Consider the following 13,741-nt stretch of genomic DNA (forward strand, 5'->3'; position numbering starts at 1 on the left):
AGGCTACTCGAAAGAGTGGCCTTTTTTGTGCGCGTCTGTTTTGTCGATTTCCTCCTCTTATAGAGAAGCAATCGCCAAACAGGAATTCTTTGCATTTCCGAAGCTTAACGCGCTACCTGCGACCGTTTGACGCTATTTCACACTTATTTGACCCTTTCCGGGATTAGCGGTTGACACCCCGTCGTTCGTCTGTAGAATGCCGCCACACAGACGCGGGATGGAGCAGTCTGGTAGCTCGTCGGGCTCATAACCCGAAGGTCGTCGGTTCAAATCCGGCTCCCGCAACCAAACATCAAAAAAGGCTACTCGAAAGAGTGGCCTTTTTTGTATCTGTTGAAAAAGTCCTTTCGCAACAATGATCTGTCACTGTGCAGTGAACGCTTGGGATCTTCAGAAGTACTCACTTGCGACTATGCTTGAGTCGCAGGCAAGACGTCTGCAATCCAGGAACTGCCCTCGCCGATACCCGGTGAGAGGCGTAGTATTTTGTGATTATTTTTTTCTACAGGGATTGGTAACTTGGCTGGATACCTCCATCCTGTCGCGCACAATCCAAGAGGTGATTGATGCGCGCCAACTCGTCTGATCCACAAGACACCGTCACAGCGGAACATCCGATCAAACCCGAGCGTTTGCGCTTGCTGGATCGGTTGAGCAAATACCGACAACCGATTGGTCTGGCGGTGACTTTGCTGTTGTTCGCCATTGCGCTGATTGCCTGTCGTCATCTGCTCGCCGAACTCGATCTCGATGCACTGCACGACTCGATTCTCGACGTGCCGAAACCCGCCCTGCTCGGTGCGTTCGGCGCGACCGTGGTCGGCTTCATTATTCTCTTGGGCTACGAATGGTCGGCCAGCCGCTATGCCGGCGTGACCCTGCCACCGCGCACATTGGCGCTGGGCGGATTCACCGCGTTTGCGATTGGCAATGCGATCGGTCTGTCGTTGCTGTCCGGTGGCTCGGTTCGCTACCGCTTATATGCACGACTGGGTCTGGGGGCGTCGGAAGTCGCGCACATGACCTTGTTCGCCAGTCTGTCGCTGGGCTGCGCCTTGCCGCCGCTGGCGGCACTGGCAACGCTGAGCGACCTGCCTGCTGCCTCGCAGGCGCTGGGATTATCCGAAGGTCTGCTCGGCACAGTTGCCGCTGTAGTGCTGGCGCTGGGCGCAGTACTGGCTATTGGCATCTACCGTCGGCGCCTGCCGGAACAACCGTTGCGCGACAACCTGCTGGTCAGGGTTGGTCGCCGCACGCTGCGTTTGCCTGGGCGACGCCTGACGTTCCTGCAACTGATCATTACCGCCCTCGACGTTGCGGCTGCCGCCACCGTTCTCTATCTATTGCTGCCGGAAGCGCCACCGTTTGGTGCGTTCCTGCTGGTGTACCTGTTGGCATTGGCGGCTGGCGTGCTCAGCCATGTACCCGGCGGCGTCGGTGTGTTCGAAGCGATTCTTCTGGCCGCCTTCGCCGACAAACTCGGTGCCGCGCCACTGGCCGCCGCCCTCCTGCTCTATCGCCTGATCTACGTGGTACTGCCGCTGTTGGTCGCCTGCGTATTCTTGCTGATCAACGAAGGCCAGCGTCTGTTCCAGACTCAGACCATGCGTGCAGCCTCCGGTCTGGCGGCACCGATTCTGGCAGTGCTGGTGTTCTTGTCCGGCGTGGTGTTGCTGTTTTCTGGTGCGACTCCGGAAATCGATACGCGCCTGGAACACATCGGTTTTCTGATCCCGCATCGTCTGGTCGACGCCTCGCACTTCGGCGCCAGCCTGATCGGCGTGCTCTGCCTGATGCTCGCTCAAGGCCTGCGTCGGCGACTGTCGGCTGCGTGGATGCTGACCACCATTCTGCTGCTGGTCGGCGCCCTGCTCTCGCTGCTCAAAGGCTTCGACTGGGAAGAAGCGACGCTGATGACCCTCACCGCAGCCTTGCTCGGTGTGTTCCGTCGCTCGTTCTATCGCCCGAGTCGCCTGACCGAACTGCCCTTCTCGCCGTTGTACCTGGTGGCCAGCCTGTGCGTCCTCGGTGCCTCGACGTGGTTGCTGCTGTTCGCCTATCAGGACGTGCCGTACAGCCATCAACTGTGGTGGCAGTTCACCCTTGATGCCGATGCACCGCGCGGTCTGCGTTCGCTGCTCGGCGCCGCCGTGCTGTTGCTGGTGATCGCCCTGACCTGGCTGCTGCGCACCGCACGCCCGGTCATTCATTTGCCGACGCCCGACGAACTCGATCGCGCGGCAAAGATCCTGATGGCCTCGTCACAACCCGACGGTGGCCTCGCGCTGACCGGTGACAAGGCGTTGCTGTTTCACCAGAACGACGAAGCGTTCCTGATGTACGCACGCCGTGGCCGCAGCCTCGTGGCGCTGTATGACCCGATCGGCCCCGGCCAGCAACGCGCCGAGATGATCTGGCAGTTCCGCGACCTCTGCGATATTCACCATGCCCGCCCAGTGTTCTATCAGGTGCGCGCGGAGAACCTGCCGTACTACATGGACATCGGCCTGACCGCGATCAAATTGGGCGAAGAAGCCCGGGTCGATCTGCATCGCTTTGACCTGGAAGCCAAGGGTAAAGAGATGAAGGATCTGCGTTACACCTGGAACCGTGGCACCCGCGATGGCTTGTCGCTGGAAATCCACGAGCCCGGTCAGGCGCCGATGGATGAGCTGAAAGTTATTTCCGATGCGTGGCTGACCGGCAAGAACGTGCGCGAGAAAGGTTTCTCCCTCGGCCGTTTCAGCGACGATTACCTGAAGCATTTCCGCATCGCGGTGATTCGCTTCGAAGGTCGCCCGGTGGCGTTCGCCAACCTGCTCGAAACTTATAGCCATGACCTGGCCAGTCTCGACCTGATGCGCGCGCACCCGGATGCGCCGAAGCTGACCATGGAATTCATGATGGTCGGCCTGATTCAACACTATAAGAGTCACGGATACGCGCGTTTCAGCCTGGGCATGGTGCCGTTGTCGGGGTTGCAACCCCGCCGTGGTGCACCGCTGACCCAGCGTCTGGGCTCGATGGTTTTCCGCCGTGGTGAGCAGTTGTACAACTTCCAAGGCTTGCGCCGCTTCAAAGACAAGTTCCAGCCTGACTGGGAACCCCGTTATATGGCCGTGCCCGCCGGACTCGATCCGTTGGTGGCGCTGGCCGACACTGCTGCCCTGATCGCGGGCGGCTTGACTGGATTGGTGAAACGCTGATGATTCAACGCTCCCTGAAGTACATCCTGGCCGCACTGATCGTGCTGGCCGTGATTGCCGGCGGCGGTTTCTGGTACCTCAAACGTCCGGCACCGGAACCGACCGTAGAACAGCTGACCCCGGCCGATGGCGCCGCCATGACCCGCGTCATCCCGGGCACCAAGCCCAAGGCGCAGGTGCTGGTCGCGGTCAACGACGACCAGAAACTCAGTGAAAAACAACTGACCACCCTGAGCCGCAGCGCCTCGGCGCAGATCGTTCAAGTGATTCTGCCCAAGGACTGCCTGCTGCAAAGCCGCGCCCTGCAATCGGGCCTGCGTGAACTGAATGGCCCGGCCACTTTGGTCAGCGGTATCGGCCCGGGTGCTGTGCTCGCATGGCGCTGGTTGGCGGAACAGAAAGACGACAAGGCCCAAGCCATCTCCGTCGACCTCGCTCTGGAAAAAGGTGGCTGCACGCACCTGCTGCCGAAATCCGCCGCCCACGGCCACTGGCTGGCAGCGTGGAACGACAACCCGGACGACGCCAGCGCAGGTTTCGTGCGCGATCAACCGAACGCCGAAACCAGCATCAGCGACTACGACATCAACCTGCCGCAAGTGCTGAACAACGAGCTGCGCAAGATCCTCGTCGGCGGCGACAAGGCCAACGGCGGTCTGGCGATCCCGGTGGTTGAAGTGCCGGCCGGTCAAGCCAAAGACACCGTGACCCTGTTCCTCTCCGGTGACGGCGGCTGGCGCGACCTTGACCGCGACGTGGCCGGTGAAATGGCCAAGATCGGTTATCCGGTCGTCGGCATCGACACCCTGCGCTACTACTGGCAGCACAAGAGCCCGGAGCAAAGCGCGCTGGACCTGACCGAGCTGATGCAACACTACCGGCAGAAATGGGGCACCAAACGCTTCATCCTCACCGGCTACTCGTTCGGTGCTGACGTATTGCCAGCGATCTACAACCGCTTGCCAGAAACCGAGCAGCAACGCGTCGACGCCATCATCCTGCTGGCCTTCGCCCGCACCGGCAGCTTCGAAATCGAAGTCGAAGGCTGGCTGGGTAACGCCGGCAAAGAAGCCGCCACCGGCCCGGAGATGGCCAAGCTGCCAGCGGCCAAGGTTGTGTGCATCTACGGTGAAGAAGAGACCGATGAAAGTGGCTGCACGGACAAGACTGCAGTCGGCGAAGCAGTGAAACTGCCTGGCGGCCACCACTTCGACGAGAACTACCCAGCGCTGGCCAAGCGTTTGGTGGACTTGATCGAGAAGCGCCAGAGCAAGGACTCGGTCGCCGAAGAGTGATCTGAGCCCCCACAAAAAGCCCTCGCAACTTCACGGTTGCGGGGGCTTTTTACATTTCAGCAGCCACCAGAATCCCCTGTGGGAGCGAGCCTGCTCGCGAAAGCGGTGGGTCAGTTTACAGATTCGCCGACTGACACTACGCCTTCGCGAGCAGGCTCACTCCTACAAGGGATGGCGCTGGATTCAGACAACGCGTCAGTCTCGCCGGCCAAGCTGAACATCTATCCACGTGACATCATCGTCGCCAACGCTAATGTCGCTATCCGGCGCCGCCAACAAACTGCTTTGCTGCACTTGGGTCAAGTCCGCCCAAAAGCCATCCGTGACAAATACCAAGCGCTCAACAGCGTCCAGTGCACAAAAAACAAAGTCAGGGTTCGGGCCCCGATTGATCTTCAAGCATCGCGTTACTGAATGTCGAGCTGGATCTTGCGCCAACTCACAGTGCGAACGGTCGCGCCGCCAATTGGCCTTGCAGTGAGGTGGCGTAATCCACTCGATGGCACCCGCCAGCGTCACAATCCCGCATGAACAGTCTCCCTCGTATGCAATGGTGAGTCGGCCATGAGCGACCAAGCCAATCAGGTAACAGATGGCTCCCGTCTGATCAGCAGGCAACGACGCATGAAAATCCGACAGTATTGAAACCAATAGGCGCTCAACAGCTGCGGGTTCTGCAGGATAGCTCCCCTGCTCCATCTGTGTGGAATGAGCCGCCAACATGCCGCTTACGAAGCTTTCAGCCAACTGTCCACTGCCGCGCCTCGAAGTGCCATCCGCGACAACAAAAAACCCACTGCCACCCTCACAGATCGCTCCGGCATAGTCATTATTTCCTCTGCTGGCTTGCCCAGTGATTGATCGGGAGTGGTATCTCATGCGTTGACCAGCGCTTTCATACGCCTGTGAATAATCTGCCCTCTGCCTGGATTCGCCTGCACCGAGCCTGAACTTTCGATCACGTAGCCAACCCCATCGAGCGCCATCAGCTTCTGGACTCCCTCTGTGATGAACGCCTTGAGGTCCTTGTCAGCTTGGCCCACCTCCTCCAACAGCTCAGGCCGACCATCGATCAAGATGATCATGTCCTCGACATCCTTGTGATAAGGATCGCCATTTCCCCGACCGGCGAAAGCTTCCAGTTTCGTCGCGAGAAAATAAGTGGGCTGGAATATCTGGATGACAGTGCCGCTGGGCAGGGTGAATTTATCCGCCCTCGCCAGCCCCTCGACGAACCAGCGGTTGGCATAGCCGAGCACTGCAGGGTCGGAAGGCATGACATCCACGACAACGTCATTGAAGCGAAAACGACAATTGACCTCGTCCTCACCCGTGATCTTGAATCCCTTGGCCGCCAGCCGTTCGGTGAGATGGTTCCAGGCGCTGATACCGGCCAGCTCGATCACTAGATCAACGTCATCAGTGAAACGAATGTCGTCCAGCACTGCTGTATCTGTAACCAGCATGGCGGTTGTGCAACCGCCAACAAAAGCAACTTCGGCGAGAAACGCCTCCCCCAAGCCTTCAGCCACGAACTCAATGAGTTCGTAGTTGTGATCCGCGTTTGACGACATGTTATTTCAGCCCCATCCCTGCCTTCAGAATACTGACTGCCACACCACACTCACGCGGTCCACCCAGACGGATTGCATCAGCGAGCGCCAGATAGTGGTAAAGGATCCGGTCTTTTTTCACCGCTTCCGGCACTGTTTTGTAAAGCGGCTCTATCGCTTGGCCTCGCTCGGTTCCATGCGCATCCGGCCAGACCGGAATCAAACCACCCGCACTCTTGATGCTTTTGGACAGCGCAGGCGCCGCAAAGCCTGTGGGTATCCCACGAACCATCGCGCCAGGCTTGACCGGGAAGAAGTACTTCAGCGCGTGCTCGGTAATTTTCAGCAGTTCCCGGCGGTGCACTTTGGCAAGCCCGGTGTCGTAATCATGAATGAGCAATCCAGATTCCCGGCACCGGGCGAGAGCATTTGAGACTTCGCTTTTGCTCAGCCCGAGAGAGGCAGACAGCGCACGCAGAGAGTAGCGGTCGCTCCAACTTGTCAGTGGTGGATCAGATGCTGGTTCCGCCCATCCCTCCCAGCCTGACCCATCAGCGAAAGGCGAATCGAATTCGCGGCGCTGGAAGAGTGTGTCTTCCCCATCAGTGGAATAGGTGACCAATGGCTTCCCCACACTCTCCCCTGCGGTCATTCGGCTGACGACATAAGGCCTGAGCAGCTCTTCGACCCTGTCCGAATTCGATTCCGCCTCCATCTCCCCCAAGAGATTCTCTTCCTGAGCATGGAGACTGGCCATCTTGAACAAAAGCAAAATGTCTTGACTCTTCATCTAGCTCCAAACCTCAAGTGTCCACATTCCATAAAACGTGGACACTTGTCTCACTACCCAGGGAGAGTCGTCAAGCCCTTGGGTGGATCACTTATTGCGGCATACCTTGCCCGCATATCGTCATGGCTGATTGCTTGGGCCAGATCAAAGATGAGCAATCGTTCACTGGCCTTCTTTTCGATCCGAAGGCACCTCGGTTCATCCTGTGCTTCTTTTTGCGCTGATGCTGTCATACGTACCTGAATGCTTTGTACACGTCGGTTCGTGCGTGACGTTTAGTATCGTTTACTTCCAGTCTCGCAATATCAGATGACGCCCACAGACCTTGTAGGCAAACTCCGAAACTCGTGTTTGGACGCTCTGCCGCTCTATTGCGCTGTTTTTCGACGGGATACTCTCCGGACGTCGCTGACCCATTCAGCGATCGGGTGTGGTAACCCGGCTAGGCAAAGTGCAACAGTGCCTCCATCACGAATCAGGTGTTTTTTACCCCTGTGATTTACTGTTATGGCAGTTGTACGTGGGAGACCTTCGGGTCTGCCGGTTTCTTTGCTCTCCCGGTTTACCACCCTGCGTACAGCTGCCACCCATTCGTGTGGTAACGAATGCGGCAGCTCCTCGTTTTAGGGAGCAAAACAATGAGCAAAGAAAGTCCGTCAACGCCATCAGATCTTAAAACCATCGGCTTCACCCCTTTCCTCTACAACTCGGATCAAGCGTTCTTCAACGTGCGCGCCGGCATCCCGATCATCGATGCCTTGTCCCAATCCTCCGACCTGCTATCCCTCGCCAAATCCTTCGCCGAGGATGCTGCTTTCATCAGAGACACCGACCGCCATGCCTGGGCTGCGCATTATCTGACGGTGATGGGCAAGGCCTTGATTGATGATGTGATCCAAGCGCTGATCCCACGACCTGCGCGGACGAAGACCGAGTCTGAAGCAGAGATACCTGAAGGCTTGTAAAGGTTTGAAGATCAAAAGATCGCAGCCTTCGGCAGCTCCTACATGGAATGCGAAACCTGTAGGAGCTGCCGAAGGCTGCGATCTTTTGATCTGAAGTTGCCGCCCACAAAAAAGCCCCCGCCAACCACAAGGCTGACGGGGGCTTTTCAGTTGAGGCCTGGCTTACATTTCTACCTGCGTGCCGAGCTCAATCACCCGGTTCAGCGGCAGATTGAAGAAGCGCAAGTTGCCGTTGGCATTCTTCAACATGAACGCAAACAGCGCTTCACGCCAACGCGCCATCCCCTCAAGTTTCGAGGCAATCACCGTTTCGCGGCTGAGGAAGTAGGTTGTGCGCATCGGGCTGAAGTCCAGATCATCCAGATGACACAGCTTCAGCGCCTGCGGCACGTCGGGCTCGTCGGTGAAGCCGAAGTGCAGGATCACCCGGAAGAAGCCTTCGCCGTGGGCCTCGACTTCGAAGCGACGCGATGGCGGTACGCGCGGAATGTCTTCGTAGACCACCGTCAGCAACACCACTTGCTCATGCAGCACCTGGTTGTGCAGCAGGTTGTGCAACAGCGCATGCGGCACGGCGTCGGAGCGCGCGGTGAGGAACACGGCGGTGCCCTGCACCCGATGCGGCGGTTGTACGCGGATGCTGCTGATGAAGATCGGCAGCGGCAGCGCGCCTTCGTCGAGGCGTTCGACCAGCAGTTGCTTGCCGCGCTTCCAGGTGGTCATCAGCACGAACAGCGCGATACCGGCAATGACCGGGAAAGCACCGCCCTGCACAATCTTCGGCACGTTGGCAGCGAAGTACAGACCGTCCACCAGCAGAAAGCCCAGCAGCACCGGCACCGCAAGGATCGGTGGCCATTTCCACAGCAGCAACATAACCGCTGACACCAGAATGGTGGTCATCAGCATCGTGCCGGTCACCGCCACGCCGTAGGCCGAGGCCAGTGCGCCGGAGGATTCAAAGCCCAGCACCAACAGGACCACGCCAACCATCAGCGCCCAGTTCACCGCGCCAATATAGATCTGGCCCTGCTCGTCGCTAGAGGTGTGCTGGATGTACATGCGCGGGATGTAACCGAGCTGAATCGCCTGACGGGTCAGGGAGAACGCGCCGGAAATCACCGCTTGTGAAGCGATCACCGTGGCCAGCGTCGACAGACCGACCAGCGGAATCAACGCCCAGCTCGGTGCCAGCAGATAGAACGGGTTGCGCGCCGCCTCGGGGTTTTCCAGCAGCAAGGCGCCCTGCCCGAAGTAGTTGAGCACCAGCGCCGGCAACACCAGAATGAACCAGGCGCGGGCAATCGGCTTGCGGCCAAAGTGGCCCATGTCGGCGTACAGCGCTTCGGCACCGGTCAGCGCCAGCACCACGGCGCCGAGGATCGCCACGCCCATGCCTGGATGAACGACGAAGAAATTCACCGCCCATATCGGATTCATCGCATGCAGCACTTCTGGCGTGTGGCTGATGCCGTACACACCGAGGGCGCCGAGGACGAGGAACCAGGTGACCATGATCGGCCCGAACAAAATGCCAATCCGCGCCGTACCGTGTTTCTGAATCAGAAACAGCGCCACCAGCACCACCAGCGACAGCGGCACCACCCAATGGTCGATGCCATCGAATGCCAGTCCCAGACCTTCAATCGCCGACAGTACGGAAATCGCCGGGGTGATCATGCTGTCGCCATAAAACAGCGCCGCGCCGATCAGTCCGCACACCACCAGCAACGAACGCAATTTCTTGCGATGCCCCGCCGCGCGACGAGCCAGTGCGGTGAGCGCCATGATGCCGCCCTCGCCCTGGTTGTCGGCGCGCAGCACGAACATCATGTATTTGATCGACACGACCCAGATCAGCGACCAGAAGATCAACGACAGAATGCCCAGCACGCCGTCATGGTTGACCGATACGCCGTAAGCGCCGGAAAACACTTCTTTGAGGGTGTACAGCGGGCTCGTGCCGATGTCGCCGTAAACTACCCCGACCGCCGCGACCAGCATGCTCAGCGGCTTGGTGGCCGAACCCTCGGCGCCTGCCGCATGACTACTTGCCTGACCCATCCAACACTCCTACTTCTCAGAACCGGCTTCTTTGAATGAAGCACTATGCTTTGTGGTGCAGCATGCGCTGTTTTACCTGTTGTTACAGACGTTTTGTTGACTGTAAAAAATTCGTAAAGCTCAACGGCGCGAAGCATAGCGCAGCACTCGTCGTATTTCCCTGCATAAAGCTGGTCAAGTGCGTTGCTCGCCGCTAGAATTGCGCACTTTTTGATCAGAGGCGCGCCCTAAGCGCCCGTCCGTCGGCTTTCGCACCAAGAAAGCGATGTCACAAAATACCGAGGTTAGACATGTCCACCACTCCTGCGCCGGCCAATCCAAAGGTTGGCTTTGTATCTCTGGGTTGCCCGAAAGCACTGGTCGACTCCGAGCGCATCCTGACCCAGCTGCGCATGGAAGGCTATGACGTGGTGTCTACCTATCAGGACGCCGACGTTGTAGTCGTCAACACCTGCGGTTTCATCGATTCGGCCAAGGCTGAGTCGCTGGAAGTGATCGGCGAAGCGATCAAGGAAAACGGCAAGGTGATCGTCACCGGTTGCATGGGCGTGGAAGAAGGCAACATCCGCAACGTGCACCCGAGCGTGCTGGCCGTGACCGGTCCGCAGCAATACGAGCAAGTGGTCAACGCTGTGCACGAAGTGGTGCCACCGCGCAAAGATCACAACCCGCTGATCGATCTGGTGCCGCCGCAAGGCATCAAGCTGACCCCGCGCCACTACGCCTACCTGAAGATTTCCGAAGGCTGCAACCACAGCTGCTCGTTCTGCATCATCCCGTCGATGCGCGGCAAACTGGTCAGCCGTCCGGTCGGTGATGTGCTCGACGAAGCTCAGCGTCTGGTCAAATCCGGCGTCAAAGAGCTGTTGGTGATCTCGCAAGACACCAGCGCCTACGGCGTTGACGTGAAATACCGCACCGGTTTCTGGAACGGCGCGCCGGTGAAAACCCGCATGACCGAACTGTGTGAAGCGCTGAGCACCCTCGGCGTCTGGGTCCGTCTGCACTACGTTTACCCGTATCCGCACGTTGACGAGCTGATCCCGTTGATGGCCGCCGGCAAGATCCTGCCGTACCTGGACATCCCGTTCCAGCACGCCAGCCCGAAAGTGTTGAAGTCGATGAAACGCCCGGCGTTCGAAGACAAGACCTTGGCGCGGATCAAGAACTGGCGCGAAATCTGCCCGGATCTGATCATCCGTTCGACCTTCATCGTCGGCTTCCCGGGCGAAACCGAAGAAGACTTCCAGTACCTGTTGAACTGGCTGACCGAAGCCCAGCTCGACCGCGTCGGCTGTTTCCAGTACTCGCCGGTTGAAGGCGCTCCGGCCAATGATCTGGACCTGGAGATCGTACCGGACGAGGTCAAGCAGGATCGTTGGGATCGCTTTATGGCGCACCAGCAAGCGATCAGCTCGGCGCGCCTGCAAATGCGCATCGGCCGTGAAATCGAAGTGCTGGTCGACGAAGTTGATGAGCAAGGCGCTGTTGGCCGCTGCTTCTTCGATGCCCCGGAAATCGATGGCAACGTGTTTATTGATAACGGCAGCAATCTGAAGCCGGGCGACAAGGTCTGGTGCAAGGTGACTGACGCTGACGAATATGATCTGTGGGCTGAGCAGATCTAAGGTCAAAAGCCCCTCACCCCAGCCCTCCCGAAACGTCGGACCGCCCGTAGGGAGAGGGAGCTGACCGTGTTGTTCTTTCGAATTACACCGACCTGAACGTTCGAGTCGGGCTCAGGTTTTGAACAGCACAAAGATCAGCTCCCTTCCCCCTCGCCCCCTTGGGGGAGAGGGTTGGGGTGAGGGGGAGAGATCTTGCTGGCGACAGAAGTATCCAGCCAGACACCGCAACAAATACAGAAAGCCCCACTCTTTTTACAAGATGCGGGGCTTTTTTACGGCTATCGTTTAGCGGGGGACGGACTCCCTTGAAACGGACAAGAGGCAGACGGGCATGCGTCACCACTCGGTTATCCATACGCCGAAACTCAGCGATTATCAGGAACTGACCCGGGTCTGGGAGGCCTCGGTCCGCGCCACCCATGATTTTCTGCCGGACAGCTATATCGAGCTGCTGCGCAATCTGGTGCTCACGCGCTATCTGGATGCGGTGATGCTGATCTGCACCAAGGACGCCGACCAGCGCATCACCGGGTTTGCCGGAGTTGCGGCGGGCAAGATCGAAATGCTGTTCATCAATCCCGATCATCGCGGTCAGGGCTTGGGCAAGAAGCTGCTCAACTACGCGATGCAGCATCTGAATGCCGATGAGCTGGACGTCAACGAACAGAACCCGCAGGCCTTGGGGTTTTACTTCAAGCAGGGTTTCGAGGTGATCGGCCGCTCGGAGGTCGATGGCATGGGCCAGCCGTACCCGTTGCTGCACATGCGCCTGCGACAAAACCAACAACGCTCAAGCCACGCCTGACACACAACCGTACCCCTGTAGGAGCTGCCGAAGACTGCGATCTTTGCTTTTTAAAGATCAAAAGATCGCAGCCTTCGGCAGCTCCTACAAATGGAACCGGGCTTAACCGGCGCCACACAGGTACAATGCCCACCCCTTTTTTGTTACGGCCCTGTCATGACTGACCCGATTCGCCTCTCCAAACGCCTCATCGAACTGGTCGGTTGCTCCCGCCGGGAGGCCGAGCTGTTCATTGAGGGCGGCTGGGTCACCGTGGACGGCGAAGTGATTGACGAGCCGCAATTCAAGGTCGGCGACCAGAAGGTCGAGCTCGACAAGGACGCCAAGGCCACCGCGCCGGAGCCGGTGACCATCCTGCTCAACGCTCCAGCCGGCATGGACGTCGACACCGCCATGCAATCGCTGAGCGCCGAAACCCTTAGCGAAGAACACCGCTTCAGCAAACGTCCTCTGCGCGGGCACTTCCTGCGCCTGACCGCCAGCGCCGACCTGCAAGCCAAGGCCAGCGGTCTGCTGGTGTTCACCCAGGACTGGAAGATCCTGCGCAAGCTCACTGCCGACGCCGCGAAGATCGAGCAGGAATACATCGTAGAAGTCGAAGGTGACATGGTCGCCCACGGCCTCAATCGCCTGCAGCACGGCCTGACGCACAAGGGCAAGGAACTGCCGCCGGTCAAGGCCAGCTGGCAGAACGAAAACCGTCTGCGCTTCGCCATGAAGAACCCGCAGCCCGGCATCATCGCCCAGTTCTGCGAAGCCGTCGGCCTGAAAGTCATCGGCATCCGCCGCATCCGCATCGGCGGCGTCTCGATCGGCAAGGTCCCGGTCGGGCAATGGCGCTACCTGTCCGGCAAAGAGAAGTTCTAAGACTTCCACTGCCGCCGCACATTCCGGCAGCGCGCCCGCGTGCTGCCCACAACGCTTATCAGGATTACTCACATGATTCATAACGACGTATTGCGCAGCGTGCGCTACATGCTCGACATCAGCGATAAGAAGGTTGTCGAGATCATCAAACTCGGCGGCATGGAAGTAGCGCTCGCCGACGTAGTGACCTGGCTCGACAAGAAAGAAGAAGACGAAGAAGGTTTCGTGCGCTGCCCGGACGAAGTCATCGCACACTTCCTCGACGGTCTGGTGATCTTCAAGCGCGGCAAGGACGAAAGCCGTCCGCCGCAGCCGATCGAAGTGCCGGTGACCAACAACATCATCCTGAAAAAGCTGCGTGTGGCCTTCGAACTGAAAGAAGACGACATGCACGCGATCCTCAAGGCTGCCGAGTTCCCGGTGTCCAAGCCTGAGCTGAGCGCGCTGTTCCGCAAGGTCGGCCACACCAACTACCGCCCGTGCGGCGACCAGTTGCTGCGTAACTTCCTCAAGGGTCTGACCCTGCGCGTTCGCCCGGCCTGATCCTCTCTGCGGTGGCGATCAATGG

The 13,741-nt window shown here is 58.9% G+C and carries 11 protein-coding genes and 1 tRNA gene; 8 read left to right on the forward strand and 4 right to left on the reverse strand.

Translation table 11 applies throughout. From position 1 onward, the window contains the following. The first annotated feature begins 211 nt into the window (after positions 1–211). The 3 genes from ACOYXE_RS16395 to ACOYXE_RS16405 all read left to right on the forward strand — a co-directional run bounded on the left by ACOYXE_RS16395 (position 212) and on the right by ACOYXE_RS16405 (position 4,501). Positions 212–288, forward strand: a tRNA-Met gene (locus tag ACOYXE_RS16395). Between the two features lie 278 nt (positions 289–566). Then, positions 567–3,206: a bifunctional lysylphosphatidylglycerol flippase/synthetase MprF gene (mprF, locus tag ACOYXE_RS16400; RefSeq protein ID WP_405122213.1), complete on the forward strand. Its 2,640-nt coding sequence runs from the start codon at positions 567–569 to the stop codon at positions 3,204–3,206. Next, the gene (locus ACOYXE_RS16405; protein ID WP_405122214.1) at positions 3,206–4,501 is read left to right on the forward strand and encodes a virulence factor family protein; all 1,296 of its coding nucleotides are present in this window, start codon (positions 3,206–3,208) and stop codon (positions 4,499–4,501) included. The genes mprF and ACOYXE_RS16405 overlap by 1 nt, the downstream gene beginning before the upstream one ends. Positions 4,502–4,696: 195 nt before the next feature. On the opposite strand, the gene ACOYXE_RS16410 is transcribed toward ACOYXE_RS16405, so the two are convergent. From ACOYXE_RS16410 to ACOYXE_RS16420, 3 genes are all read right to left on the reverse strand, one after another. Beyond that, entirely contained in the window at positions 4,697–5,248 is a 552-nt protein-coding gene (locus ACOYXE_RS16410) for a serine/threonine protein phosphatase (RefSeq protein WP_460926299.1), read from the reverse strand. A 128-nt stretch (positions 5,249–5,376) separates the two neighbouring features. Beyond that, positions 5,377–6,075, reverse strand: coding sequence for a hypothetical protein (locus tag ACOYXE_RS16415; protein ID WP_160056331.1), 699 nt, complete (start codon positions 6,073–6,075; stop codon positions 5,377–5,379). A 1-nt stretch (position 6,076) separates the two neighbouring features. Next, positions 6,077–6,844 carry a MarR family transcriptional regulator gene (locus ACOYXE_RS16420; RefSeq protein WP_160056329.1) on the reverse strand — a complete coding sequence of 256 codons (768 nt, stop codon included), beginning with the start codon at positions 6,842–6,844 and terminating at the stop codon, positions 6,077–6,079. A gap of 638 nt (positions 6,845–7,482) precedes the next feature. Here ACOYXE_RS16420 and ACOYXE_RS16425 point away from each other — a divergent pair. Then, a complete protein-coding gene (locus ACOYXE_RS16425; RefSeq protein WP_405122215.1) occupies positions 7,483–7,809 on the forward strand; it encodes a DUF3077 domain-containing protein in 327 nt (108 codons plus the stop codon). A gap of 162 nt (positions 7,810–7,971) precedes the next feature. On the opposite strand, the gene ACOYXE_RS16430 is transcribed toward ACOYXE_RS16425, so the two are convergent. After that, positions 7,972–9,813, reverse strand: a complete 1,842-nt coding sequence (locus ACOYXE_RS16430) for a potassium transporter Kup (protein ID WP_460929840.1) — start codon at positions 9,811–9,813, stop codon at positions 7,972–7,974. Between the two features lie 350 nt (positions 9,814–10,163). Here ACOYXE_RS16430 and rimO point away from each other — a divergent pair, with 350 nt between their 5' ends. The 4 genes from rimO to ACOYXE_RS16450 all read left to right on the forward strand — a co-directional run bounded on the left by rimO (position 10,164) and on the right by ACOYXE_RS16450 (position 13,716). Next, a complete protein-coding gene (rimO, locus tag ACOYXE_RS16435; protein ID WP_008088939.1) occupies positions 10,164–11,501 on the forward strand; it encodes a 30S ribosomal protein S12 methylthiotransferase RimO in 1,338 nt (445 codons plus the stop codon). A gap of 331 nt (positions 11,502–11,832) precedes the next feature. Then, positions 11,833–12,306, forward strand: a complete 474-nt coding sequence (locus ACOYXE_RS16440; protein ID WP_460926300.1) for a GNAT family N-acetyltransferase — start codon at positions 11,833–11,835, stop codon at positions 12,304–12,306. Positions 12,307–12,462: 156 nt separating this feature from the next. Beyond that, positions 12,463–13,173: an rRNA pseudouridine synthase gene (locus tag ACOYXE_RS16445; protein ID WP_160056321.1), complete on the forward strand. Its 711-nt coding sequence runs from the start codon at positions 12,463–12,465 to the stop codon at positions 13,171–13,173. A gap of 72 nt (positions 13,174–13,245) precedes the next feature. Next, on the forward strand, positions 13,246–13,716 hold the full coding sequence (locus ACOYXE_RS16450) for a YehS family protein (protein WP_007908719.1): 471 nt from the start codon (positions 13,246–13,248) through the stop codon (positions 13,714–13,716). Positions 13,717–13,741 lie beyond the last annotated feature (25 nt).

Source organism: Pseudomonas sp. MC6, from assembly GCF_054790575.1.

Coding starts and splice junctions, on each gene's coding strand:
- mprF (WP_405122213.1), top strand. CDS start 567: ATGCGCGCCAACTCGTCTGATCCACAAGACACCGTCACAGCGGAACAT.
- ACOYXE_RS16405 (WP_405122214.1), top strand. CDS start 3,206: ATGATTCAACGCTCCCTGAAGTACATCCTGGCCGCACTGATCGTGCTG.
- ACOYXE_RS16415 (WP_160056331.1), bottom strand. CDS start 6,075: ATGTCGTCAAACGCGGATCACAACTACGAACTCATTGAGTTCGTGGCT.
- ACOYXE_RS16420 (WP_160056329.1), bottom strand. CDS start 6,844: ATGAAGAGTCAAGACATTTTGCTTTTGTTCAAGATGGCCAGTCTCCAT.
- ACOYXE_RS16425 (WP_405122215.1), top strand. CDS start 7,483: ATGAGCAAAGAAAGTCCGTCAACGCCATCAGATCTTAAAACCATCGGC.
- ACOYXE_RS16430 (WP_460929840.1), bottom strand. CDS start 9,813: ATGCTGGTCGCGGCGGTCGGGGTAGTTTACGGCGACATCGGCACGAGC.
- rimO (WP_008088939.1), top strand. CDS start 10,164: ATGTCCACCACTCCTGCGCCGGCCAATCCAAAGGTTGGCTTTGTATCT.
- ACOYXE_RS16440 (WP_460926300.1), top strand. CDS start 11,833: ATGCGTCACCACTCGGTTATCCATACGCCGAAACTCAGCGATTATCAG.
- ACOYXE_RS16445 (WP_160056321.1), top strand. CDS start 12,463: ATGACTGACCCGATTCGCCTCTCCAAACGCCTCATCGAACTGGTCGGT.
- ACOYXE_RS16450 (WP_007908719.1), top strand. CDS start 13,246: ATGATTCATAACGACGTATTGCGCAGCGTGCGCTACATGCTCGACATC.